Below are 20,865 nucleotides of genomic sequence, written 5' to 3'. Positions count from 1 at the left end.
TACATCCTGTCATATCGCACATTGAGCTGTTAAAAAACAGATGTAATCGTGACACTGTTGCAAACGTATGATTTTTAAGTCATGCTGTGTGACGGCAGACACACATTGTGAGGGATGTATGGGTTCACCAGTCGTGGTCATGGGCGTATCGGGGTCGGGGAAATCGACAGTGGGCGCCGCGCTCGCACAGCGAATGCGTGTTCCGTTCGCCGATGCGGATGACTTTCACCCCGCCGCCAACATCGCCAAGATGTCGGCGGGCCACGCTCTCGACGATGCCGATCGCTATCCCTGGCTGGAGTCGATCGGTGACTGGCTCGCCGAGCACCACGAAGGCGGTGTGATGAGTTGCTCGGCACTCAAACACAAATATCGCGACCAATTGCGGCGGCACTGCCCCGACGTCGTGTTTCTGTACCTGAGCGGATCACGCGAGGTGATCCGCCGACGCCAGGCCAGTCGCCCGGGGCATTTCATGCCGGCCACGCTGCTGGACTCCCAATTCGCGACGCTGGAGCCGCTCGGCCCTGATGAGGCCGGTCTGGCCATCGATGTGGATCAGAGCATCGATGCCATCGTCGACGAATATGTGGCCCAATCTGGCGCTGCGACAACAGAACAGGAGAACCGATGACCTCGACGCTCACTCACCTTGCGGCCGGGACGGAGCTGGTTGAGCCGGTGGCGGGTGGTGCGCAGTTGGTCCTGGCCGCACTGGCCGGCATCGCCCTGATCGTCGTGCTGATCACGATCGTCAAGCTGCATCCGTTCCTGGCCCTGATCTTCGGCGCGCTGACCGTGGGCATAGCCGCGGGCGAGAACATCAGTGACGTGCTCGCCTCGTTCTCCAGCGGATTCGGGTCCACCGCCGCCAGCGTCGGGATCCTGATCGCTCTCGGCGCGATGTTCGCCAAGCTGTTGGCCGATTCCGGGGGAGCGGACGAGATCGTCGACACCATCGTCGGGCACGCGTCACCGCGGATGCTGCCGTGGGCAATGGCGTTGGTGGGCGCGATCATCGGCCTGCCGATGTTCTTCGAGATCGGTCTGGTGCTGTTGATGCCGGTGATCTACCTGGTGGCCCGTCGTTCGCAACTGTCCTTGATCACAGTCGGTATCCCGGCACTGGCGGGCCTGTCGGCCATGCACGGATTCGTTCCACCGCATCCGGGTCCGGTCGCCGCGATCTCCTTGCTTCACGCCGACCTCGGTGTCACGCTCGCGCTGGGTGTGCTGGTGGCAATTCCGACGATCGTGGTGGCGGGCCCGTTGTTCGGCAAGTTGGCTGGGCGCTGGGTGGTCCTTGAGGTTCCGGACCGGTTCGACGCCGCGGATTCTGCGAGCGCGGGCTCGAACGGCGAGGGCGCAGCCGGCGCGGCGGGCACGGTGACCGCCACGAAGACACGACCGACGTTCGGCCTCACCATGTTCAGTGTGCTGCTGCCGGTGGCACTGATGATGGGCAAGGCGCTCGTCGACATCCTGGTCGACGACAAGTCGCATCTGCTGCGTCAGACGTTCGACATCCTCGGCCAACCCTTGATGGCGTTGCTGATTGCGGTGGTCGTCGGCATGTTCACCCTTGGTGGCGGCGCCAAGATGGGTCGCGGCGAGATCGTGAAAACCATCGAGTCGTCTCTGCCGCCGGTGGCCGGCATCATCCTGATCGTGGCGGCCGGCGGCGGGTTCAAACAGGTCCTGGTCGACACCGGGATCGGCACTCTGCTCGCCGAATGGGCCAAGGGGGCCAATCTTTCGGTGGTGCTGCTGGCGTGGGTGTTGGCCGTACTGATCCGGTTGGCGACCGGCTCGGCCACCGTGGCCACGATCACCGCGTCGTCGCTCATGCTCGGCCTGGTCGAGGGGATGAGCACCGGCGAGGTGTCCCTGGTGGTGCTCGCCGTGGGTGCCGGATCGTTGTTCTTCTCCCATGTCAACGACGCCGGATTCTGGCTCGTGAAGGAGTATTTCGGGATGACCGTGGGCCAGACCATCAAATCCTGGTCGCTGATGGAGACGGCACTCTCGGTGGCCGGTCTGATATTCGTCCTCGTGCTGGGGCTGTTCGTCTGAGCCGGTGAACCGCGCCCCGAAACGTGAGGTGCCCGTGACGCCGGGCCCCTCACGCAAGGGTTCTCAGCCCCGGACCACCTGGGTTCCGCCGGCGAGTTCGTCGTGCTTGCCCTGTTTGGTGGGGCTGCCGCTGATCGTCACCGCGATGACGATCATCGCGATGGGGGCCAGGAGCCAACCAACCCACGGGATGATCGGCAGCAGGGTGAAGGCGTTGCGGATGGCCGACTGTTTGGCTGTCGGCTTCGGTGTGCCGCCGGGGCCGTGTACCGCGAGCCCCAGCACCTTCTTGCCGGGCGTCGAGCCCATTCCCACTTCGCACAGCAGGAAGTAGACAAATACCAGCAGCCCGGTGAACATGCCGGTCACCCAGTAATTGGAGAGCTGGTCGGTGAAGAAGCCCAGGAAGAACGCCACGATCCCGACGATGATCCCGTCGATCACCCGGGCCAGCCAGCGCCGGCCGAGGCCGCCGGGGGCCTGGGTGCCGTAGGGCGGGGGATACCCACCCGGTACTTGCCCGCCGTAGGGCGGCGGGTAGCCGCCCGGTTGTCCGTACTGACCGAATTCCGGTGGAGAGTCGCCCGTACTCATGCCGTCAACGCTACCGACTCCGTCGCTGCTCGAGTTGGGCTCGCGCGACATCGGCCAGCGCAACGGAGCGTTCACGCGCGGCTTCGGCGAGTTCGGGTGCCCGCTCACGGGCGATGTGGGCGAACTCGGTGGCGCGTTCGCGGGCTGCGTCGGCCACCTCGGGACCGTGTTCCCGCGCGAGTTGCGCCAATTCGGTCGCCCATTCAGTCGTCCGTTCCACGGCCGCATCGGCGAGTTCACGGCCACGCTCGGCACCGACGGCCAGGCCCTGACCGACCTTCTCGGCTAACGCACTGTCGGTGAGGGCGTCACTGCTTGCGGATACACCGGGAACGACGGCGGCGACGCTGGCCGAGACGTTCCGTGCCGCACGGCGTCCGCGCCAGGCCAACGACGGCTTGCCGGCCGTGTCGGCTGCGGCGATGATCAGGCCGCCCAACAAACTCACGTCGGTGAGAAACTCACGACGCTGAGCAGCGGCGTGTTGCGGGTCTGAATCTTTCAGGAATGCCTGTGAGCCAACACTTCTCGGAATCATCGTGATGGCCAGCGCCGCTGCGGTGAGGCGGGGGGCCCGGCCGAGCGCCAGGAGTAGCCCACCGCCCACCTGAACCGCGGCGTTGACCCGGGCGACCGTGTCGGCGTTGTTCGGGACCCCGGCCCCTACCGGGCCGGGCAGTGCACTCAGCGCACCCAGGGTTCTGCGTGTCGTTTCGGTGGAGGTGCTCGGGTCGCGCAGGGTCTCGACGCCTCGGGCGATGAAGGTCGCAGACAGCATGGGGCGGGCGATTCGTCTGATCAACATGAGCTAGGAGTTCCCAGAGCCCGCCAGGGCAAACCTGTCCGGTCAGGTCAGCGTCGCCCGGCCAGCAGTACCTCGCTGAGATGCGTGGTGGTCTGGACTCCGTCGTCGTAGCCGCCCTGGTCGCCGAGGGCATTCATGATCGCCAGCGTGTAGCGCTGCTGAGGTCCGGCGAAACCTACGCTGTTGACCACCCAGCCGCCCTGTTCGAGTGACCAGCCGTCCTTGTTGCCGGGATTCATCGCCGCGCCGGCACCCCAGACGCCCCACTGCTGGTTGGTGTCGACGTGCTGGAGCGCATCGACGATGCCTGCCGTCTCGCCCGGGGTCAGGCTGGTCAGTGTGTAGGTCATCAACCGGTCCAGATCCTCGGGGGTGGCCTTCTGGAAGCCCCAGTACGGGAAGGTTCTGCTGAACCCGCGCTGCGGTTGCAGCCCCGTCAGCCCGTACGCGGGGAAGTCGGCGTTGAACGCCTGGAGATCGGCGCCGCTGTACCGCGACCACAACGTGTCGGCCGCATCGTCGTCAGAGGAGTGCAGCATGGCCGCCATCAGGGCCCGGTCTGGCTCGGTCAGCGTGACGGTACCGGCTCGTTGCCTGGTCAGCAGGTCGACCACCATGCCCAGCTTGATCGTGGACGCCGTCCACACCTGTTCGCCGGCGTGCGCATTCCGGTATACCGCCCCGGTGGCGCGGTCACGCAGCACGTACCCGACCGTGCCCGGACGGGTCGCCAAGTAGGCGTCGGCAGCGGCCAGCCGCTCCGAAAAGTCGCAGTCCGATCCGGTCGTACAGGCGGCACTGGCCGACGGGGCAGTGGTGCCGGCGCCCAGCGCGGCCAGTAGGCAGGCAAAGGACAGGAGGCGGCGCATAGGAGTAGCTTCGCAGGGGTGGATCCCCTGGCCGGCACGGGGCTGTGAACTACGAGTGGGAACAGTTGGGCGCGGGTGTGTGGCGCACCCGCCTGCCCTTCCTGGACGTCACGGTGGGTCTGGTCAGTGGCAGCACGCACGCTTTGTTGGTCGATGCCGGTACGACTTTGGCCGAGGCACGCGGCATCGAGGCCGATGTCGCGGTACTCACGGGTCATCGGGTCGGGCATATCATCCTGACGCACAACCATTTTGACCATGTCCTCGGGTGCTCCTGGTTCAGGGATGCCGAAATCTGTTGTGCCCCAGAAGTTGCCGCTTCCATGGCCAACGGTCGGGCGCAGCTCCGCGAGGAGGCGCTCCGCTACGGCGCCGACCCCGACGACGTCGAGCGGGCCATTGCAGCAATGCCGGAGTCCGTGCACGAGGTGTCCGGTGGACAGATCGATCTCGGCGGCCGGACCGTGCGCATCCGCCGCCCCGGTCCTGGGCACACCAACCACGACCTGATCGTCACGGTGCCGGGCAGGCACACGGTCGTGTTCTGTGGTGATCTCGTCGAGCAGTCCGGTGACCCGGTCATCGACGCCGACTCCGACCTCGAATCCTGGCCGGTCACCCTGGAGGCGGTGCTGGCCGCGGGCGGGGAGGACGGTGTTTACGTTCCCGGTCACGGCGCCGTCGTCGACGCGCATTTCATCCGGCTCCAGCAGCGCTGGCTGGGTGCCCGGCGCCCTTCGTGATCCCCGCCGTCCAAATTAGTTAGCCCATATGCGACGATTCGCCGATGACCGAGGTTGTCGCCCATTTCGTGCAGTCCGAGCAGGACCGGTTCCAGCCGACCCGCTTTGCGCAGAGCCACTGGGGCCAGGATCATCTCAACGGCCCGGCGCTCGTCGGCCTGGCCGCCCGGGCATTGGAATCAGCCTTCGGCCTTCCCGAATTCCTGCCCGCCCGGTTGACGGTCGACCTGTTCAAGGCCGCCCGCGGGCTACCGACGACGACGAAGGTGGCGCTGATCCGCGACGGCAGGCGCGTGCGCAACTCCGAGTGTGAACTGGTCCAGGACGGCGTGACCGTCGCGCGGGCGACGTTGGTTCAATACCGGTTGGGTGAACCTCCACGTGGTGAGGAATGGACCTCGACGACCGGCTTCGAACCGCCCGCCGCGCTCGACGGGGACCGGACGACATACATGGGCAGCGATGCCGGCGGTTGGAGTCGCGCCATCGCCGACCATCAGAACGCGTCGCGCAAGCGATTCATGAACCGCACCATCACCGTGGTGCAAGGCCACCCGAATTCGCCGTTTGTGCGGGCGGCGATGGCGGCCGAGGGCACCAGCCTGGTCACCAACCTGGGAACCGCCGGCGTCGGCTACATCAACGGTGACCTCACGGTCGCGCTGTCCCGGCTCCCGCGAGACGAGTGGATCGGTGTGGAGGCGGATTCGCATCGGGCCGCTGACGGCATCGCGGTCGGCGCCTCGACGTTGTACGACAGTGCCGGGGCGTTCGGCACCGGCCTCGTCACCGCGATCAGCAACCCGGCGGCTCAGATCGATTTCAACAACGACCCGTTCCCGGATCGCACCGCACCGCGGTGACCGCCTGACCAGCACCGAGGTTTCCAGACCGGCCGCAGCGGCAATAGAGCAGACATGGCCGGGCTGGATGACGGGTTCGAACGTGCGCTGTTGCAGGAGCTCTTGTCGGCCTATGGCCCGTGCGGGCAGGAGGACCAGGTTCGCGAGATCTGCCACCGGGAGCTGGAGCACCTCGTCGACGAGCTTTCGACCGATGCCGCAGGCAATCTCGTTGCATTGATCAGGGGGGCGAAGCCGGGTGCCGCAACCACCCGGATCTTGGCCCATCTCGATGAACTTTCCATGCTCGTCAAGCGGATCGAGCCGGACGGCACACTGCGGCTGACCCCGCTGGGCACTATGTACCCGGCCAATTTCGGTCTGGGCCCCGTCGCGATTCTGGGTGACGACGAAACCCTGTGCGGGGTCCTCGCATTGGGCTCGGAGCACACCACACAGGAAACCCAGCACGTCTGGCAGACCAAGCCCGACCAGGGCGACAAGGCACTGGATTGGCCGGACGTCTACGTATTCACCGGGATGGAGCCCGACCAGTTGGCCAAGTTGGGTGTCGGGCCGGGCACCCGGGTGTGTATCGACCGCAGCAAGCGTGAACTCATCGAGGTGGGTGACTATTTCGGCTGCTACTTCATGGACGACCGTGCCGCGGTACTCGCGCTGATCCTGCTCGCCCGACGGCTGCGTGACAGCGGTCGGCACCCGGCCGGCGACCTGTACCTGGTGTTCACGACGAACGAGGAGGTCGGCGGGGTAGGGGCGGCTCACGCCTGCCGGACCCTGCCCGGGGATCTCACGCTTGCGGTGGAAGTCGGACCGACGGAGGCGGAGTACGGCACCACGGTCACCGGCGGGCCGATCGTGGCCTACAGCGACGCGCAGTGCGTATACGACAAGGGCGTTGCCGATCGCCTGTGTGCGATTGCCCGCGACCTCGGATATTCGCCGCAGGCAGCGGTGCTCGGTGCCTTCGAGTCCGATGCGTCACACACGAAATCCTCCGGGCTGTCCCCCCGGGCGGGCCTGCTGTGTCTGCCGACCTTGAGTACCCATGGCTACGAAGTGATTTCCCGCACCGCCATCGCGGCAGTGACGGACGTACTGGTCGATTTTGTCGTCCATGGGTGAACTCACCGGAACACCACCCAGCGCATGGCGCTGTACATGAACACCGCCTCGCATCCGCCGGCGACGATCCGGGCCAGGTGATACTCCAGCCCCACGGCTGCCAGCCCACTGGATACGCCCAGGATGAATGCCAGGTAGTTGATCACGACCGCCACCACGTACACGGTCAGCTGAGGACCGACCGCCGCGTGTGAGCGGAAGTTCAGAGTCCGGTTCAGGTAGTAGGCCAGGCCGAAAGCCGCGGCGTATCCGACCGTCACCGCGACCGGAAGCGGCGCCCGGAACCCGCCGTGCAGGAGTGTCAGGATCGTCAGGTCGACCCCGAAGGTGAAGGTGTTGATCAACGCGAAACCGAGGAATGTCGGCGCCACAACAGAATTCAGTGGCGTCGGCAGCGCCCGCACCACCACGACACACATCTGGTGGAATCGCTCGGCCGGTGAAACCCGGCGCGGTTCGCTCCGCACATGGACACGGTGGCATCGGAAGGTGTCAGAACCGTGAGCACCGGGCGAACTTCACCGTCACTCCGAGATCGCTACCCCCTCGTAACTGGTCAGCATCTCGGTGTTCGGCAGCGCCATCTGCAGATAGAGGTCGATGTGGCGGATCTTGTCGTCGGCGGTGAACTCATACACCGAGAGCGAGTTGACCACTGACTCGAAGTCGCCCATCCTGGTGCGTTCCTCGAGTTCGAGGAACACGACGCCGTCGACTTCGCTGACACGCTTGAACAAGCCGTCCCACTCCGAAGCCGCGGCCCAGTTCGTCATGAAGTCGATGTACTGCTCCCAGTTCATGACCTCCTTGAAATTGCCGACGCGTTCGAACTCATCGACGGCGACCAAGGCGGCCAGCGGGGCCCAACCCTCGGTCCCGAAGCCGGGTTGTTTGGCGGCGCCCACCAGTTGCTTGGTGGTGACCGCGTACTGCACCACGGTGCGGCGTCGACCGGTGTAGTCGCCGACAACTTCGCTGACATCTTTCAACGGTGAAGTTCCTGTTCTGTGCTCGGATGGGCGATGGGAGGCGTCAGGAGCCCGCTGCTGCCAGATACTTGTCGACGACCGAATGGAAGTGTGCGATGACGACTTCCTCCTTGACCAACGCCATGTGCTTCAGAGCGGTGTTGCGCAACCCGATCTGCTGACGTGGCATCTGCTCGTAATCCTGTTGTAGCGCTTCGAAATACTTGTAGCTGCCCGCCTGGTCGACGACGATCGGTTCCGCGGTGAACGCGGCTTTCATCTCGTCGGGCAGCCACATGTAGCTGGCCACACGCCAGATGCAGCGGTTGGGATCACCGTCCGGGTGCGGCAGCGACATGATGATCGTGGCTTCCCCGGCTCGGATGGTCATGAAGAAATTGGGGAACCACACCCAGCCGTGGTTGTCGCTCATCTGGGCGTCGGTCAACTCGCTGACGTCAAGTCCCATGCCGGTCAGGGTGTCTCGCGTTGCGCGCTGCAGCAGCGTGCGGGCGGTGACGCCGTCGGGGAAGTTCAACGAGCCATCGTCGGCGCGGTACTCGGCGACAAGTTCCTGGAACCGGGGGAGTACCGCAACCGTCGACGGGAAGGTCTCGGGTAGATCCATGATGCCGTCGACCTGCTGCTCCGGCGTGGCTCCGACGACATCGAACGGTGCCATCGACACGCTGTGCTGCTCGAAGAACCGGTACCGGCTCGTGGCGGGGTCGATGTTGATCACCCGCAGCAACTGCGGGTGGATGCCGTCGATGTGGTAGCCCTCCTGGAAGGCATCGAGGACGACCTTCCAGTTGCAGTCGATGGCCTCGGTCACGTCCATCACCGTCACCATCTCGTCGAGGTGATACGGCGCCAGCATCGTCGCGACCTCCTCGCCGATGAAGTCCGCGAGAGGTTCGGCATTCGGATCAGGGTTGAGGAAGATGAACCCGGCGAAGGTTCCCACCGAGACCTCGATCAGGCCGTGGGTTTCTTTGTCGATCGGCCCGGCCAGCGCCTCCCGCAGCATGCCCTTGAGTCGGCCGTCGAGGTCATAGGACCACAGGTGGTACTGACAGAGGAAGCCGCGCTTGGCGTTCCCGCGGACCTCGCGGCACAGCACGTTGCCGCGGTGTCGGCAGGCGTTGACAAATGCGCGAAGCCTCTCGTCCTTACCGCGCACCACGAGGTAGGACTGATCGAAGATCTGGTACTGCTTCCAGTCGCCGGCCTTGGCCAACTCGTCGACCCGGCCGACGACCTGCCACACCTTCTTCCAAATCGAATCACGCTCCTGGGCAACGAATTCCGGCGCAACATAGCGACTGGTGGGAATCTGCATCCGATAGGCATCAGGTGCGATGTCGTCCAGCTTGGTGGCGGTGTCGACCCAGTTGCCGGGGCGTGCTGTCTGCACGGGCTGACCTCTTCATTCGATATCGGGGCTGCGAGGCGGAGCAGGAGGACAGAGCGTACCCATCCTGTGACTGCGATCACTACTATACATATCCGTATATCCAATACAACAGTGCATATCGTTGCTCGGAGGAGCGACGATCGTGGAGGAGCACCGCCACACCCGCTGGCTAACGTTTGACAGGATGGGGTCATGGCCGAACGCTGGACGAAGCAACGCCGCCTGGAACACACGCGCAACGTTCTGCTGGATGCTGCCGAAGAGGTATTCGCACGCAAGGGGTTTGACGGCGCCGCACTCGAAGACATCGCGGAAGTCGGGGGATACACCCGGGGTGCCATCTACTCGCACTTCGGCAGCAAGGCCGAATTGTTCCTCGCGGTGATCGAACGGCAGCGCCAACAATTCCTCGACGGATTCGCCGACGTCATCGAGACGTTCCACGCGCTCGAGGATCTCGACGCCGACGAACTCGGCGACCGCTGGCGAGATCTGGTGGCCGCCGAGGGGCCTGACCGGGCTGTCCTCGGATCCGAGTACACGCTGTTCCTGCTGCGTAACCCCGAGGCGCGCGAGCGCGTGGCTGCGCAGCGTGAGGAGACGGTCCGCGCGCTGGCCGACTACATCTCCAAGGGCGCCGCCCGCCTGGGCGGCCATCTGAGCATCCCGGCGCTGGACCTGGCCCGGGTCATTCTGGCCGCCAACGACGGCGTCACGCTGAACAGCCTTGTCGACGACCAGGCGGTCTACCGTCCGTTCCTGCGCATGGTTCTGGCCAACATCGTTGTCCCCAAAGGGAACGACTTGTGAGCACGACCGGGCATCCTGCGCGCACCGGCGCGCTGATGGCCGTGGCCTCCATGCTCTGCGTGCAGATCGGGCTGGCGGTTGCCGTCGGCCTGATCGATGACATCGGTGCCGAGGGTGCCGCATGGCTTCGCCTGTCGTGGGCGGGAATCCTGATACTCGTCATCGTGCGACCACGCCCCTCGGCGTTCACAAGATCGGCATTCTGGACCTGCGTCGCACTCGGCGTGGTCACCGCCGGGGTGACGATGCTCTTCATGGCAGCCCTGTCCCGGATCCCGCTCGGCACGGCCAGCGCGCTGGAATTCCTCGGGCCGCTCGGGGTGGCCGTCGCGCACGGGAAGGGCCGCAATCGGATCTTGTGGCCCGGGTTGGCGGCCGCCGGCGTGGTGCTGCTCACCGAGCCCTGGACGGGCGACGTCGACCTCATCGGTGTGCTCTACGCCCTGAGCGCCGCACTGTGCTGGGCCGGCTACATCCTGCTGACACAACGGGTCGGCGACGAGGTGGCCGGCATCAAGGGCCTGGGAGTGTCGATGCCGGTGGCCGGCCTGGTCGGCACCGCGGTGGTCGGACCGTCGGTATTTCCACAGCTGACCCCGCAGCTGCTGCTGATCGGCGTGGGGCTGGCGATCCTGCTGCCGGTGGTTCCGTTCGCCCTCGAGATGTCCGCGTTGCGGTATCTGAGCACGGCGGCGTTCGGGACGCTGATGGCGTTGGAGCCCGCCTTTGCGATGCTGGTCGGTTTCGTTCTGCTTCATCAGACTCCGGCCGCGGCGGCGGTGATCGGCATCTTCCTGGTGGTGGCGGCGGGAATCGGGGCAGCGCGCGCGGGTGCGCGCGCCACGCCGGTCCCTGCCGAGATCGGTTGATCCGGCTACGCTGGCGCCAATGGCACGTGGTGGAGTCTTCAATTCCCCGGTCTCGCGGTGGTTGAATGCGGCAGCTGTGGGCCTGACCCGGGTTCCGGTGCTCGGCCGATGGATCGGTCACGGTGTGGTGGTGATCGGTTACACCGGGCGGCGGTCGGGTCAGTGGTTCGAAACCCCGGTTTCGGTGAAGCGGGACGGCGATCAGGTGACCATCCATGTGATGGCGCCGGACAGCAAGAACTGGTGGCGCAACTTCCTCGGCGAGGGGGGACCGCTGACCTTGCGGAACCTGGACGGCAGGGACCGCACAGGGCATGCGGTCGCCCACCGTGACGGCCGGGGCAAGGTGGCCGTCACGGTGCAGCTCGACGCCTCCTGATCAGATCAGGTGACGTCGATCCGCTTGCGCCGGTACAGCGTTCCGACCATGAGCAGCAGCAGGCTGATCACCAGGATGGCCGTGGCCAGCACGTTGATCTGCGGCGGCACCGCAGCCTTGACCGCCGCATTGACGTACAGCGGATACGTGACGGTGGAGCCGCTGACGAAGTAGGTGATGATGAAGTCGTCGAGCGAGAGTGCGAACGACAGCATCGCCGCGGCGACGATGCCCGGAACTATCAGCGGCAGAGTCACTCTGAAGAAGGTTCTGGTCGGGCTGGCGCCGAGGTCCATGGACGCGTCCTCGAGTGTCCAGTCGAATCCGCGCACCCTGGCCCGCACCGTCATGGCGATGAAGCTGACCTCGAATGCGACGTGGGCGACGAGGATCGTGGTGTAGCCCGCCGCCCAGCCGAGGTCGAGGAACAGGGTCAGCAGGGAGGCACCCATCACGACCTCGGGCGCGGTCAGCGGGAGGACCAGGAACGTATCGACCGCTTTGTGGCCGCGGAAGCGTTGGCGCACAAGGGCGATGGCGACCAGGGTGCCGAGCACCAGGGCGATGGCGGTGGATACCGCCGCGACGTTCAGGCTCAGCTTGAGGGCGTCGGTCAGCGCCGGGTACTTGAACGGGTGCGCCCAGTTGTCGAGCGTGAACCCCTGCCAGGTGTAGTTGAACTTGCCCGCCGGCTTGTTGAACGAGAACAACACGATCACGACGATCGGCAGGAACAGGTACAGCAACACCAGGCCGGCGACGATCCGCAGCGCCCAGTCGCCCCATCGTGGTGAGCCCTTGACGACTTTCGGTTCGGCCGGACTGGTGGCGTCGGCCATCGCGGTCAACGTCATACGAGATCCTCCGTGCCGAGCGCCCGTGTGTACAGCAGCACGCCGACCAGGATGATCGCCATGAGCACCATGCTGAGTGCGGCTGCCGCCGGATAGTCCTTGACCACCAGGAACTGCTTCTGGATCACATTGCCGATCATGGTGGTCTGCGTGCTACCGAGGTAGTCCGCATTGATGAAATCGCCGGCCGCGGGAATGAATACCAGCATGCTTCCAGCCAGAACCCCCGGCATCGACAGCGGCAGAATGACTTTCGTGAAGCTGCGGGTGTTCGAGGAGTACAGGTCCTTGGAGGCCTCGATCAGTCGGGGATCGATCTTCTCCAAGCTGACGTACAGCGGCAGGATCATGAAGATGATCCAGTTGTAGGTCAGGCCACCGATCACTGCCCAACTCGTCGACAGCAGCCGCCCCTCGCTGGGCAGCAGTCCGATGGACCCGAGCGCGCTCACCACCACACCGTCGTCGGCGAGAATCGTCTTCCAGGCGATCGTGCGGATCAGGAAGGTGACGAAGAACGGCAGAATCACCAGGCCGAGGATCAGGTTCTTGTACCGGCCGGCCTTGAAGGCGATGACGTAGGCCAGCGGGAAGGCCAGCAGCGCACACAGCAGGGTCGCTACCAGGGCGTAGCCGAACGTCCGCAGGATCTGGTCCTGATACTCGCTGAACGCGTGCGCATAATTGCCGAAGTTCCAGTCGAATTCGAGTGTCGGAAGGTACACCGAACCGCCGGATGTCGACAACGAGGTGCGTGCCAGCGAGATGAACGGGACCACGAAGAAGATCCCGAGGTACACCAACGCCGGCAGGATCATCAGGTACGGGGCGATCTTGCTCCGCTGCCGGCTACTGGTGGCCACGCCTGCCATCGGCGTCAGCCTCCGGTCACTGCGGCGTACAGACTGTTGAACTGCTGCGTCTGTTCGTCGGTGAGCGCCGGCCAGGACTTGAGCTTGGCCTGGACGTCGGCGGGCGGGTTGATCAGCGGATTGCTCGCAAGCTTGGGGTCGATCTTGGCGAGCTCGTCGGTCATGTCGGACAGCACCGGCACGAACTGGGTGAACGCGATGAGTTTGGCGTAGTTCGCCCGGTCGTAGACGTAGTCGATCCAGGCCTCGGCCGCCTTCTCGTTCTGCGAGGTGTAGGGGATCACCATGGTGTCGATGAACCAGTCGCCGCCGGACTCCGGCACGATGAACTGCAGGTTCGGGTTGTCGGCCTGCAATTGCACGACGTCACCCGAATATGCCTGGGCCACGGCGATGTTTCCAGCTGCCAGATCGTCGGCGTAGTCGTTGCCGGTGAACCGCCGGATCTGACCTTTGTCCTTCTGCTCGCGGATGAAATCGACGGCCTTGGTGATGGATTCGGTGGTCGGATCCTCGACGGAGTTGCCCTGCCACTGCATGATCATGCCGAGCCCGTCCTGGGTGTCGGACAACAAACTGACCCGGCCCTTGAAGGCGGGATCCCATAGATCGTCGATCTTGGTGATGTCGCGTCCCGTGGCGGCCTTGTTGTAGGCCAGGCCCACCATGCCGGTCATATACGGTGCGGTGTACTTCCGGCCCGGATCGGCCTTCGAGTTGAGCAGGTCTTCGCGGAGGTTCTTCTTGTTCGGGACACGGGAGTCACGAATCTCGTTGAGCCACTTGAGTCCTGCGAGCCGGACCGCCATGAACTCGGTCGGCACCACGAGGTCGGACCCAATGTCCTGCTTGCGGGACAACGGTTCCTTGACCTTGGCGAACCACTGCTCGTTGTCGTTGAAATCCTCTTTGTAATCCACGGTCAGGCCGGTCTTGGTCTGGAACGCTGCGACGAATCCGTCGGCCATATACAGCGGCCAGTTCGAGATACGCACGTTGCCGGTGGCCGGCGAGCCGTCGTCGGGGGCGGCCGACGATGTCTCGGTGGAGCCACCGTCACCACCTGTCCCGCATGCGGCCAGCACGGCGGGGCCCAGCGCGAAGGCGGCGGCGGCCGCAGCGCCGCCACCGAGGAAGCGGCGCCGTGAAGTGCGGTTCGAGGTCAGGCGGGCGAGCAGGCGGGGATCGATATTGTCAGGCATGGGCGACCTTTCGGTGAATTCGGACGCTTTCGTCGAGGGGAGGGGCGGCGGGTGGAGAGCGCCTACGTATCGTCGAGCATCTCTTCGAGATCTTCGGTGGTCGGGATGTCCGCGGCCGGAAGCACCCGCGACGCGTCGGGCGACCAACCCACGTGGACCTGATCGCCGGGACGCAGCAGCGGAAGTTCCTGCTCGGGGCCGACGTGGGCGATGATCGTCGAATCATCAGGCGCGGCAAGGGAAAGCCGAAGAACCGGGCCCTGGAAGGTCAGGTCTTTGACGGTGGCGGGGACGGTGGCCACCTCCCCGGTGGGAACATCCATCGAGACGCGGACCCGTTCCGGGCGGACCATCAGAGTTGCGTGCCCACCGGGCTCGATGGTGGTATCGCCGGGCTTGGCCTTGAGCGTGGTGCCGAGCACTTCCACCTCGACGAAGTCGCGGTTGGAGCGCCCGGTCTGCCGGCCGGCCCACAGGTTGGCCTGCCCGATGAAGCTGGCGACGAAAACCGTTGCCGGGCGGTCATATATCTCGGTGGGGCTGCCGATCTGCTCGACGTTTCCGTTGTTCATCACCGCGATCCGGTCGCTCATCGTGAGCGCCTCTTCCTGATCGTGGGTGACGTAGATGAACGTGATGCCGACCTCGCGCTGGATCCGCTTGAGCTCGAACTGCATGGCGTGGCGCAGTTTGAGATCAAGGGCGCCGAGCGGCTCATCGAGCAGCAGCGCGCTGGGGTAGTTGACCAGGGCGCGGGCCAGTGCCACGCGCTGCTGCTGACCACCCGAGAGCTGGCCCGGCTTGCGCTTGGCGAAGTCGGTGAGCCGAACGATTTCCAGCAGCTCGTCGACGCTGCGTTTGATCTCGGTTTTGTCCTTCTTCATGCTGCGCGGTCCGTAGGCGACGTTGTCCCACACCGTCATGTGTGGAAACAGCGCATAGTGCTGGAAGACGGTGTTGACGTTGCGCTTGTGCGGTGGCACACGGGAGACGTCGACGCCCTCCAGCCGGATTGCACCCTCGGTCGGGCTTTCGAATCCGGCGATCATGCGCAGCGTGGTGGTCTTCCCGCAGCCCGAGGGGCCGAGCATCGAGAAGAACTCACCCGAGGCGATCGAGAAGTCCGCCTCGGCTACGGCTACGTAGTCGCCGAACCGTTTCGTGACGTGGTCGATCTCTATGACTGGCGCGCCGGTGCGTGGCGAGCCGTCGTGTCCCGTCGACTTGTCGACGGCGGTGATTTCTGGGCCGGTCAGCGGAATCCTCCTCCAGTACAGCCGCGGAAGCTGTCGGTAAACAATCGCCGATTGTTCCGACCTTCGCAAGCGATTCCGCAATGAATTAACAATTTTTCAATGGAATCCTTCGTCTGAAGCACCTTGACAGCGTGATTCCATGGCGTGGCGGGCTCAACGGCCACGGCGATTCTGGACGGTCGACGATCGGGAGGGCAGCGACTGGCTGGCCTCAAGTTTCGCAGCTCAGTGGTTTGTCGCGACGCGAAAACCGGCGACGAGACGGATCAGCCCCACTCGTGGTTCATCGCGCGGGACTCGGAGAGGTTGTGCACGGAGTCGCCGTGGCGGTCAGGTGCCCGGGACACCGCGATGAGAGCCATCGCCAACGCGGCGGTGACCGCACCGGCAACGAAGATCGTCACGAAGCTGCCTTCAGAGGGCACCGTCCGATGCCCGAGCAGGACTGCCACGACCGCCGCCGCCACGGAACTGCCGATGGTTCGTGCGATCGCGTTCATGCTCGTGGCGATACCCGTCTCGCTGTTGTCCACCTCGCTGACGACCAGTGCCGGCAACGCGCCGTACCCGAGGCTGATGTAGGCGTTGGCCAGCATTCCGGCCAGGACGACCTGCCAGGCCCGGTCATGTGTGACGGCGAGCATGACGAATCCGGCGATACCCGCGACAGCGGCCACCATCAGCACCCGGCGCGCGCCGTACCGGTCGATGTAGCGGCCACTGACCAGCGCCACCAGGAAACCGGTGAGTGCTCCGGGGAGAAGGAAGTAGACACTCGCCTGCAGTACGCCGGCCCCGAATCCGTAGCCTGCGGCCTCGCGCGACATCTGCACGAACTGGGTCAGGCCGAGGAACGCGAAGTACAGACCCATACCGACCAGGATCGTGGCCAGGTTGGTGAGCAGGATGGGTCGTCGGGCCAGCATCGTTGTCGAGACCAGCGGATCGGCGGCTCGCCGTTCCCACCACCACCAGCCGGCCAGCACGCCGGCGCCGCCGAGCAGAAAACCGATCGTGCCCGGATGGCTCCATCCCCACGCATTGCCCTGGGTGATCGCCAAGAGCACCGAAGACAGGCCGATCGCCAGACCGGCGGCACCCAGCCAGTCGATCGCGCCAACCGCTGCGGGCGTGCGACTGGGAACGACCATCACCGCCACCACGATGACGACCGCGGTGAAAGCGGTGGTGAGCCAGAAGACGCGGTGATATCCGGCGTCACCGGACATCAGGAGCCCGGTGACGACGAGGCCGACACCGCCTCCGAAGCCCAGCGTTCCGGACAGCACCGACATCGCGCCGACCAATCGATCCTCGGCGAGTTCTTCCCGCAGGATCGCGATGCTGATCGGGTAGAGCGCATAGGAGGCGCCCTGCAGGATGCGAGCCACGACCAGCAGCGGTACCGACGCGGTGACCGCAGCCAGCACCGACCCCGTCAGCACGACCACCAGAACACCCAGCAGGACCCGCTTCTTGCTGTAGAGGTCGGCGAGCCGCCCGATCAGCGGAGTCGAGGCCGCCGCCGCCAGCAGGTTGGCGGTGACGGCCCAGCTGACCGCAACCGAGGAGGTGTTGAGCTGATGGGCGATGATGCCCAGGATCGGGACCACCGCGGTCTGCAGGACGGCGACGGTGAGGGCGACCAGACTGAGGCCGGCAATCAGAACACCGGGGCGGCGCGACATGCCGATCACCGCGGGGGAGTCGGACCGGTCAGCTTCGGTCCTCGCCACTTCCGCTCCGATCCATAGCTAATCTTTGTGTTTCTCGATTATGGCCATGGTGCGGCACGCGCCCGTACACCGGGTGCGTGGTCGAATAGACAAATGGCTTTCGGAGTCAGCGCACTCAACGCGTCAACGTTCAGCGGACGCCGCCCGACAGGTGCGGGCGATCTGACGGTCGAAACCCACGGGATCGCGCCGCTCGCCGCCGACCAGCGCTACGGACATCCGGCCCGGCTGTTCACGGTCTGGTTCGCGCCGCAGGTGAACATGACCGGAGTGTTCACCGGGACATTGGCGATCACCCTCGGGTTGGGCTTCTGGCTCGGACTGCTGGCCATGGTGATCGGCACGGTCCTGGGTTCGGCCGTGGTGGCCTACCTGTCGACGTGGGGGCCCCGGACCGGGACAGGACAACTTCCCAACGCACGCATGGCCTTCGGCGGTCTGGTGGTGGTGCCGGGCATCCTGCAATGGGGATCGTCGATAGCGTGGGACGCACTCGTCGGCCTGTTCGGCGGCGAGGCGCTCGCGGCGCTACTCGGCATCCCGTTCTGGAGCGCGGTACTGATCGTGCTGGCCGTGCAGGGCGTCGTCGGCTTCTTCGGCTACGAGCTGATCCACCGACTGCAGGCAGTGCTGACCGTCATCCTGTTTCTCACGTTCGCCGTGTTCACCGTCAAACTGATCAGCGGCCACGACATCGTGGTGGCGCCGACCGCGGGCGGCGCGGATCTGGCCGGAGCCTTCGTTTTCGAGGTCACGATCGCGCTGAGTCTGGCCATCTCGTGGGCCAGTTATGCCGCCGATTTCAGCCGGTACCTTCCGACGGAGTCGTCGCGGTGGCAGGTGTTCGGCTATTCGTTCGCCGGGATCGTGTTGGCCTACGTCTTCGTCCAGGGCATCGGAATCGCGGCCGCATCGGTCGTCGGAGAGCAGACGGCCGACGGTGTTCACGCGGTCATGGGTGGCGGTCTGCTCGGCGGCCTGGCTTTGTTGGTGATCGCGCTCGCGGCGATCGGGTCGGGGGTGATGAACGACTACAGCGGTTCCTTGGCCTTGCAGACCATCGGCGTGCGGGTGCGCAGGCCGGTGTCGGCGATCATCGTGACGGCATTGGCGTTCGGTTTGATCCTGTGGCTGCACGCCGCCGACACCGCGACCAGGTTCACCGATGTCCTGCTCTTGGTCAGCTACTGGATCCCGGCGTTCGTCGCGGTGAACGTGGTGGACTGGCTGCTCCGCACCAGGGGACGCACCAGCATCGACCCGAGTGCCGAACCCACGGCCCGACGTGACGCGGTGGCCGCCCTGCTCGCGTTCCTCGTTGCCTACGTGGTGGCCATGCCGTTCATGAACACCACCCTGATCCAGGGTGCGGTGGCAACCGCCTGGCATGGCGCCGACATTGCCTACTTCGTCAATTTCCTTGCGGCGCTGTTGATTTACGGTGGCTTTCGACTTGCGACGCGGCGCTCCTAAGCAGTCACTGCAGCGCGGCGAGTACGTGCTCGGTGAAGGACGAGGTCGACGCGCTGCCGCCGACGTCGGGCGTTCCGACACCGGCGTCGAGGACGCGACGGATGGCCTCCTCGATCCGGTCGGCGGCGACGCCGAGTGCCGGTGTGCCGCCGTCGCGCCCGGCCAACCAGCGCAGCAACATCGCGGTGGACAGGATCATCGCCGCGGGGTTGGCGATGTCGCGTCCGGCAATGTCGGGCGCCGATCCGTGTGCGGCCTGCGCCATCGCGTGAGTATGCGAGGCGTTGATGGAGGGCGCCATCCCCAGTGAGCCGCTCAATTGGCCGGCCAGGTCGGAGAGGATGTCACCGAACATGTTCTCTGCGACGATCACGTCGAAATCGCGGGGATGGCTCACCAATCGAGCCGCCAATGCATCGATGTGCTCGCCACGGACTTCCACATCGGGGTAGCCCTCGGCGACGGTCAGACACACGTCGCGGAACAGCCCGGTGGTCTTGGCCAGGACATTCGTCTTGTGGGCGATGGTGACCGACCTACGCCGAGCGACGGCCAACTGGAACGCCTGATGGGCGATCCGCTCACACGCGGTCCGGGTGAAGACGGCGACGGCCAGCGCGACATCAGGGGTGGGCATGAATTCGCCTGCACCGTCGTACATGTTGCGGTCGGCGTAGAACCCTTCGGTGTTCTCCCTGACGATGACGACGTCGAGATCGGGGCATACCGCAGCGATCGCAGTACTCAAGGTGCGCGCAGGCCGGATGTTGGCGAACAGGTTGTAGCGCTTGCGGATTGCCCCGCCCGGCGACAAGGTGCCGCGGAACTGCTCAGGGTATCCGGCGTTGTCGTGCGGTCCGAGGATCCATCCCGGCAGCCCGTCGAGTTCGGCCAGTGTCGGTTCCGGCAGCGGGGTCCCGTACTCGCCGATCGCCTCGAGGCCGAACGGCAGTTCGCGCCAGTGCACGTCGACCGACGCCGTGGCCAGAGCCCGTTCGGCGACCCTGGTGGCCGAATCCACGATCTCAGGGCCGATACCGTCGCCGAGAAGCACTCCCAAGGTCAGCACTCTGTCACCTTCCGCTCACACGGGATGGGTTGCGAACCACTGCAACAACATGCCTGCGATCTCCGTCGGCTTCTCCTCCGGAAGCCAGTGTGACGCTCCGTGGAGCGTTTCGAAACGGTAGGGACCGCTCACGTAATTCGCGGTGTCGCGCGCCGGCTTCGCGGTGATCGCGATGTCGCGGTCACTCCAGACGTACAGCGTCGGCACCGTGATCTTGTCCGTTGTGCGCAGGCCCGATCCGTTCAGCGGCATGGCGCGATACCAGTTCAGCGCCGCGGTCAGGGCCCCGGTTTCCGTCATGGCCCGAGCGTCACGTTCAGCGGCTTGGGGTGTCAGCCCGCTGCGGATCAAGGATTTGGCAATGGCCTTACCACGGCCGTCGCGCCCGAGCATCAATCGTTCGGACACCCAGGGCAGTTGATTGACATACATGTACCAGGACGCCAGACCCTGCCGGCTGGTCAGCATGGACCGCACGAACGCCATCGGGTGGGGCACCGACAGCGCGGACAACGAGGCCAGCCTCTCGGGTGCGCCGGCAGCCACGCCCCATGCGACCGCGGCGCCCCAGTCGTGGCCGACGAGATGTACTCGGTCGGCACCGCTGGCATCGATCAGCGCCAGGGTGTCCTCGACCAATTCCACCGAACGGTAATCGCGGCGGCGGGTCGGCCGGGCACCGGGCGAGTACCCGCGCTGGTTGGGTGCCAGGCACCGGAAGCCCTTTGCGGTGAGCAGCGGGGCGATCTGCGCCCAGCTGGTGTTCTGCTGGGGGAAGCCGTGCAGCAGTATGACCACCGGCCCGTCGGCAGGTCCGCTGTCGGTGACGTCGAATACGAATTCCCCGCGGCGGTATTGCTCCATGAGCAGCATCATGCCAAGTAGACG

The 20,865-nt window shown here is 65.4% G+C and carries 22 protein-coding genes; 9 read left to right on the top strand and 13 right to left on the bottom strand.

Annotated features, from left to right (window positions below):
• Positions 1–118 precede the first annotated feature (118 nt).
• Both AB0876_RS11300 and AB0876_RS11295 read left to right on the top strand, forming a co-directional pair.
• Positions 119–634, top strand: coding sequence for a gluconokinase (locus tag AB0876_RS11300; protein ID WP_526042012.1), 516 nt, complete (start codon positions 119–121; stop codon positions 632–634).
• The gene (locus tag AB0876_RS11295; RefSeq protein WP_491839222.1) at positions 631–2,073 is read left to right on the top strand and encodes a GntP family permease; all 1,443 of its coding nucleotides are present in this window, start codon (positions 631–633) and stop codon (positions 2,071–2,073) included. The genes AB0876_RS11300 and AB0876_RS11295 overlap by 4 nt, the downstream gene beginning before the upstream one ends.
• Before the next feature lie 63 nt (positions 2,074–2,136).
• Here AB0876_RS11295 and AB0876_RS11290 read toward each other — a convergent pair whose 3' ends face one another.
• Genes AB0876_RS11290 through AB0876_RS11280 form a run of 3 tightly spaced genes read right to left on the bottom strand, consistent with a single transcriptional unit; the run spans position 2,137 to position 4,341 of the window.
• On the bottom strand, positions 2,137–2,667 hold the full coding sequence (locus AB0876_RS11290) for an RDD family protein (RefSeq protein WP_526042011.1): 531 nt from the start codon (positions 2,665–2,667) through the stop codon (positions 2,137–2,139).
• Positions 2,668–2,677: 10 nt separating this feature from the next.
• Positions 2,678–3,472, bottom strand: coding sequence for a DoxX family membrane protein (locus tag AB0876_RS11285; protein ID WP_491839224.1), 795 nt, complete (start codon positions 3,470–3,472; stop codon positions 2,678–2,680).
• 47 nt (positions 3,473–3,519) lie between these two features.
• The gene (locus AB0876_RS11280; RefSeq protein WP_526042010.1) at positions 3,520–4,341 is read right to left on the bottom strand and encodes a serine hydrolase; all 822 of its coding nucleotides are present in this window, start codon (positions 4,339–4,341) and stop codon (positions 3,520–3,522) included.
• 44 nt (positions 4,342–4,385) lie between these two features.
• Here AB0876_RS11280 and AB0876_RS11275 point away from each other — a divergent pair, with 44 nt between their 5' ends.
• The 3 genes from AB0876_RS11275 to AB0876_RS11265 are packed head-to-tail and all read left to right on the top strand — an operon-like array spanning position 4,386 to position 7,072.
• Positions 4,386–5,084 carry an MBL fold metallo-hydrolase gene (locus tag AB0876_RS11275; RefSeq protein WP_526042009.1) on the top strand — a complete coding sequence of 233 codons (699 nt, stop codon included), beginning with the start codon at positions 4,386–4,388 and terminating at the stop codon, positions 5,082–5,084.
• A 44-nt stretch (positions 5,085–5,128) separates the two neighbouring features.
• Positions 5,129–5,947, top strand: coding sequence for an acyl-CoA thioesterase domain-containing protein (locus AB0876_RS11270; RefSeq protein ID WP_491839227.1), 819 nt, complete (start codon positions 5,129–5,131; stop codon positions 5,945–5,947).
• A gap of 54 nt (positions 5,948–6,001) precedes the next feature.
• On the top strand, positions 6,002–7,072 hold the full coding sequence (locus AB0876_RS11265; protein WP_526042008.1) for a M42 family metallopeptidase: 1,071 nt from the start codon (positions 6,002–6,004) through the stop codon (positions 7,070–7,072).
• A gap of 2 nt (positions 7,073–7,074) precedes the next feature.
• Here the strand turns inward: AB0876_RS11265 and AB0876_RS11260 are convergent, their stop codons facing one another.
• The 3 genes from AB0876_RS11260 to AB0876_RS11250 all read right to left on the bottom strand — a co-directional run bounded on the left by AB0876_RS11260 (position 7,075) and on the right by AB0876_RS11250 (position 9,457).
• Positions 7,075–7,491 (bottom strand): GtrA family protein, encoded by a 417-nt coding sequence (locus tag AB0876_RS11260; RefSeq protein ID WP_491839370.1) that lies wholly within the window; start codon positions 7,489–7,491, stop codon positions 7,075–7,077.
• 105 nt (positions 7,492–7,596) lie between these two features.
• Positions 7,597–8,061: a hypothetical protein gene (locus AB0876_RS11255; protein WP_526042007.1), complete on the bottom strand. Its 465-nt coding sequence runs from the start codon at positions 8,059–8,061 to the stop codon at positions 7,597–7,599.
• 43 nt (positions 8,062–8,104) lie between these two features.
• Complete coding sequence (locus AB0876_RS11250) at positions 8,105–9,457, bottom strand: aromatic ring-hydroxylating oxygenase subunit alpha (RefSeq protein ID WP_526042006.1); 1,353 nt, start codon at positions 9,455–9,457, stop codon at positions 8,105–8,107.
• Between the two features lie 192 nt (positions 9,458–9,649).
• On the opposite strand from AB0876_RS11250, the gene AB0876_RS11245 reads away from it, so the two are divergent.
• The 3 genes from AB0876_RS11245 to AB0876_RS11235 are packed head-to-tail and all read left to right on the top strand — an operon-like array spanning position 9,650 to position 11,515.
• Positions 9,650–10,267 (top strand): TetR/AcrR family transcriptional regulator, encoded by a 618-nt coding sequence (locus AB0876_RS11245; protein ID WP_491839231.1) that lies wholly within the window; start codon positions 9,650–9,652, stop codon positions 10,265–10,267.
• 35 nt (positions 10,268–10,302) lie between these two features.
• Positions 10,303–11,136: an EamA family transporter gene (locus tag AB0876_RS11240; protein WP_526042335.1), complete on the top strand. Its 834-nt coding sequence runs from the start codon at positions 10,303–10,305 to the stop codon at positions 11,134–11,136.
• A 19-nt stretch (positions 11,137–11,155) separates the two neighbouring features.
• A complete protein-coding gene (locus AB0876_RS11235; protein ID WP_491839232.1) occupies positions 11,156–11,515 on the top strand; it encodes a PNPOx family protein in 360 nt (119 codons plus the stop codon).
• A 5-nt stretch (positions 11,516–11,520) separates the two neighbouring features.
• Here AB0876_RS11235 and AB0876_RS11230 read toward each other — a convergent pair whose 3' ends face one another.
• The 5 genes from AB0876_RS11230 to AB0876_RS11210 all read right to left on the bottom strand — a co-directional run bounded on the left by AB0876_RS11230 (position 11,521) and on the right by AB0876_RS11210 (position 17,387).
• Complete coding sequence (locus AB0876_RS11230; protein ID WP_491839233.1) at positions 11,521–12,369, bottom strand: ABC transporter permease; 849 nt, start codon at positions 12,367–12,369, stop codon at positions 11,521–11,523.
• A complete protein-coding gene (locus AB0876_RS11225; protein WP_003885200.1) occupies positions 12,366–13,241 on the bottom strand; it encodes an ABC transporter permease in 876 nt (291 codons plus the stop codon). Before AB0876_RS11225 ends, AB0876_RS11230 begins: the two co-directional genes overlap by 4 nt.
• Before the next feature lie 5 nt (positions 13,242–13,246).
• The gene (locus tag AB0876_RS11220; protein ID WP_526042005.1) at positions 13,247–14,443 is read right to left on the bottom strand and encodes a polyamine ABC transporter substrate-binding protein; all 1,197 of its coding nucleotides are present in this window, start codon (positions 14,441–14,443) and stop codon (positions 13,247–13,249) included.
• A gap of 62 nt (positions 14,444–14,505) precedes the next feature.
• Positions 14,506–15,684 (bottom strand): ABC transporter ATP-binding protein, encoded by a 1,179-nt coding sequence (locus AB0876_RS11215; protein WP_526042334.1) that lies wholly within the window; start codon positions 15,682–15,684, stop codon positions 14,506–14,508.
• A gap of 281 nt (positions 15,685–15,965) precedes the next feature.
• Entirely contained in the window at positions 15,966–17,387 is a 1,422-nt protein-coding gene (locus AB0876_RS11210) for an MFS transporter (RefSeq protein WP_526042333.1), read from the bottom strand.
• 141 nt (positions 17,388–17,528) lie between these two features.
• On the opposite strand from AB0876_RS11210, the gene AB0876_RS11205 reads away from it, so the two are divergent.
• The gene (locus AB0876_RS11205; protein WP_526042004.1) at positions 17,529–18,908 is read left to right on the top strand and encodes a purine-cytosine permease family protein; all 1,380 of its coding nucleotides are present in this window, start codon (positions 17,529–17,531) and stop codon (positions 18,906–18,908) included.
• 4 nt (positions 18,909–18,912) lie between these two features.
• Here AB0876_RS11205 and AB0876_RS11200 read toward each other — a convergent pair whose 3' ends face one another.
• Both AB0876_RS11200 and AB0876_RS11195 read right to left on the bottom strand, forming a co-directional pair.
• Positions 18,913–19,977 carry an isocitrate/isopropylmalate dehydrogenase family protein gene (locus AB0876_RS11200; protein ID WP_526042003.1) on the bottom strand — a complete coding sequence of 355 codons (1,065 nt, stop codon included), beginning with the start codon at positions 19,975–19,977 and terminating at the stop codon, positions 18,913–18,915.
• A gap of 15 nt (positions 19,978–19,992) precedes the next feature.
• On the bottom strand, positions 19,993–20,841 hold the full coding sequence (locus AB0876_RS11195) for an alpha/beta fold hydrolase (protein WP_526042002.1): 849 nt from the start codon (positions 20,839–20,841) through the stop codon (positions 19,993–19,995).
• Between the last annotated feature and the right edge of the window lie 24 nt (positions 20,842–20,865).

It is taken from the genome of Mycobacterium sp. NPDC049093 (assembly GCF_040704635.1).
Classification (GTDB): Bacteria; Actinomycetota; Actinomycetes; order Mycobacteriales; family Mycobacteriaceae; genus Mycobacterium.
The sequence above is the reverse complement of the archived record's forward strand: the minus strand, read 5'-3'. Positions and strand labels throughout refer to the sequence as shown.

Bases quoted from the DNA above. Each gene is read 5' to 3' on its own strand.
- AB0876_RS11300 (WP_526042012.1), top strand. From the start codon at position 119: ATGGGTTCACCAGTCGTGGTCATGGGCGTATCGGGGTCGGGGAAATCG.
- AB0876_RS11295 (WP_491839222.1), top strand. From the start codon at position 631: ATGACCTCGACGCTCACTCACCTTGCGGCCGGGACGGAGCTGGTTGAG.
- AB0876_RS11290 (WP_526042011.1), bottom strand. From the start codon at position 2,667: ATGAGTACGGGCGACTCTCCACCGGAATTCGGTCAGTACGGACAACCG.
- AB0876_RS11285 (WP_491839224.1), bottom strand. From the start codon at position 3,472: ATGTTGATCAGACGAATCGCCCGCCCCATGCTGTCTGCGACCTTCATC.
- AB0876_RS11280 (WP_526042010.1), bottom strand. From the start codon at position 4,341: ATGCGCCGCCTCCTGTCCTTTGCCTGCCTACTGGCCGCGCTGGGCGCC.
- AB0876_RS11270 (WP_491839227.1), top strand. From the start codon at position 5,129: ATGACCGAGGTTGTCGCCCATTTCGTGCAGTCCGAGCAGGACCGGTTC.
- AB0876_RS11265 (WP_526042008.1), top strand. From the start codon at position 6,002: ATGGCCGGGCTGGATGACGGGTTCGAACGTGCGCTGTTGCAGGAGCTC.
- AB0876_RS11260 (WP_491839370.1), bottom strand. From the start codon at position 7,491: ATGTGTGTCGTGGTGGTGCGGGCGCTGCCGACGCCACTGAATTCTGTT.
- AB0876_RS11245 (WP_491839231.1), top strand. From the start codon at position 9,650: ATGGCCGAACGCTGGACGAAGCAACGCCGCCTGGAACACACGCGCAAC.
- AB0876_RS11240 (WP_526042335.1), top strand. From the start codon at position 10,303: ATGGCCGTGGCCTCCATGCTCTGCGTGCAGATCGGGCTGGCGGTTGCC.
- AB0876_RS11235 (WP_491839232.1), top strand. From the start codon at position 11,156: ATGGCACGTGGTGGAGTCTTCAATTCCCCGGTCTCGCGGTGGTTGAAT.
- AB0876_RS11230 (WP_491839233.1), bottom strand. From the start codon at position 12,369: ATGACGTTGACCGCGATGGCCGACGCCACCAGTCCGGCCGAACCGAAA.
- AB0876_RS11225 (WP_003885200.1), bottom strand. From the start codon at position 13,241: ATGGCAGGCGTGGCCACCAGTAGCCGGCAGCGGAGCAAGATCGCCCCG.
- AB0876_RS11220 (WP_526042005.1), bottom strand. From the start codon at position 14,443: ATGCCTGACAATATCGATCCCCGCCTGCTCGCCCGCCTGACCTCGAAC.
- AB0876_RS11210 (WP_526042333.1), bottom strand. From the start codon at position 17,387: ATGTCGCGCCGCCCCGGTGTTCTGATTGCCGGCCTCAGTCTGGTCGCC.
- AB0876_RS11205 (WP_526042004.1), top strand. From the start codon at position 17,529: ATGGCTTTCGGAGTCAGCGCACTCAACGCGTCAACGTTCAGCGGACGC.
- AB0876_RS11195 (WP_526042002.1), bottom strand. From the start codon at position 20,841: ATGGAGCAATACCGCCGCGGGGAATTCGTATTCGACGTCACCGACAGC.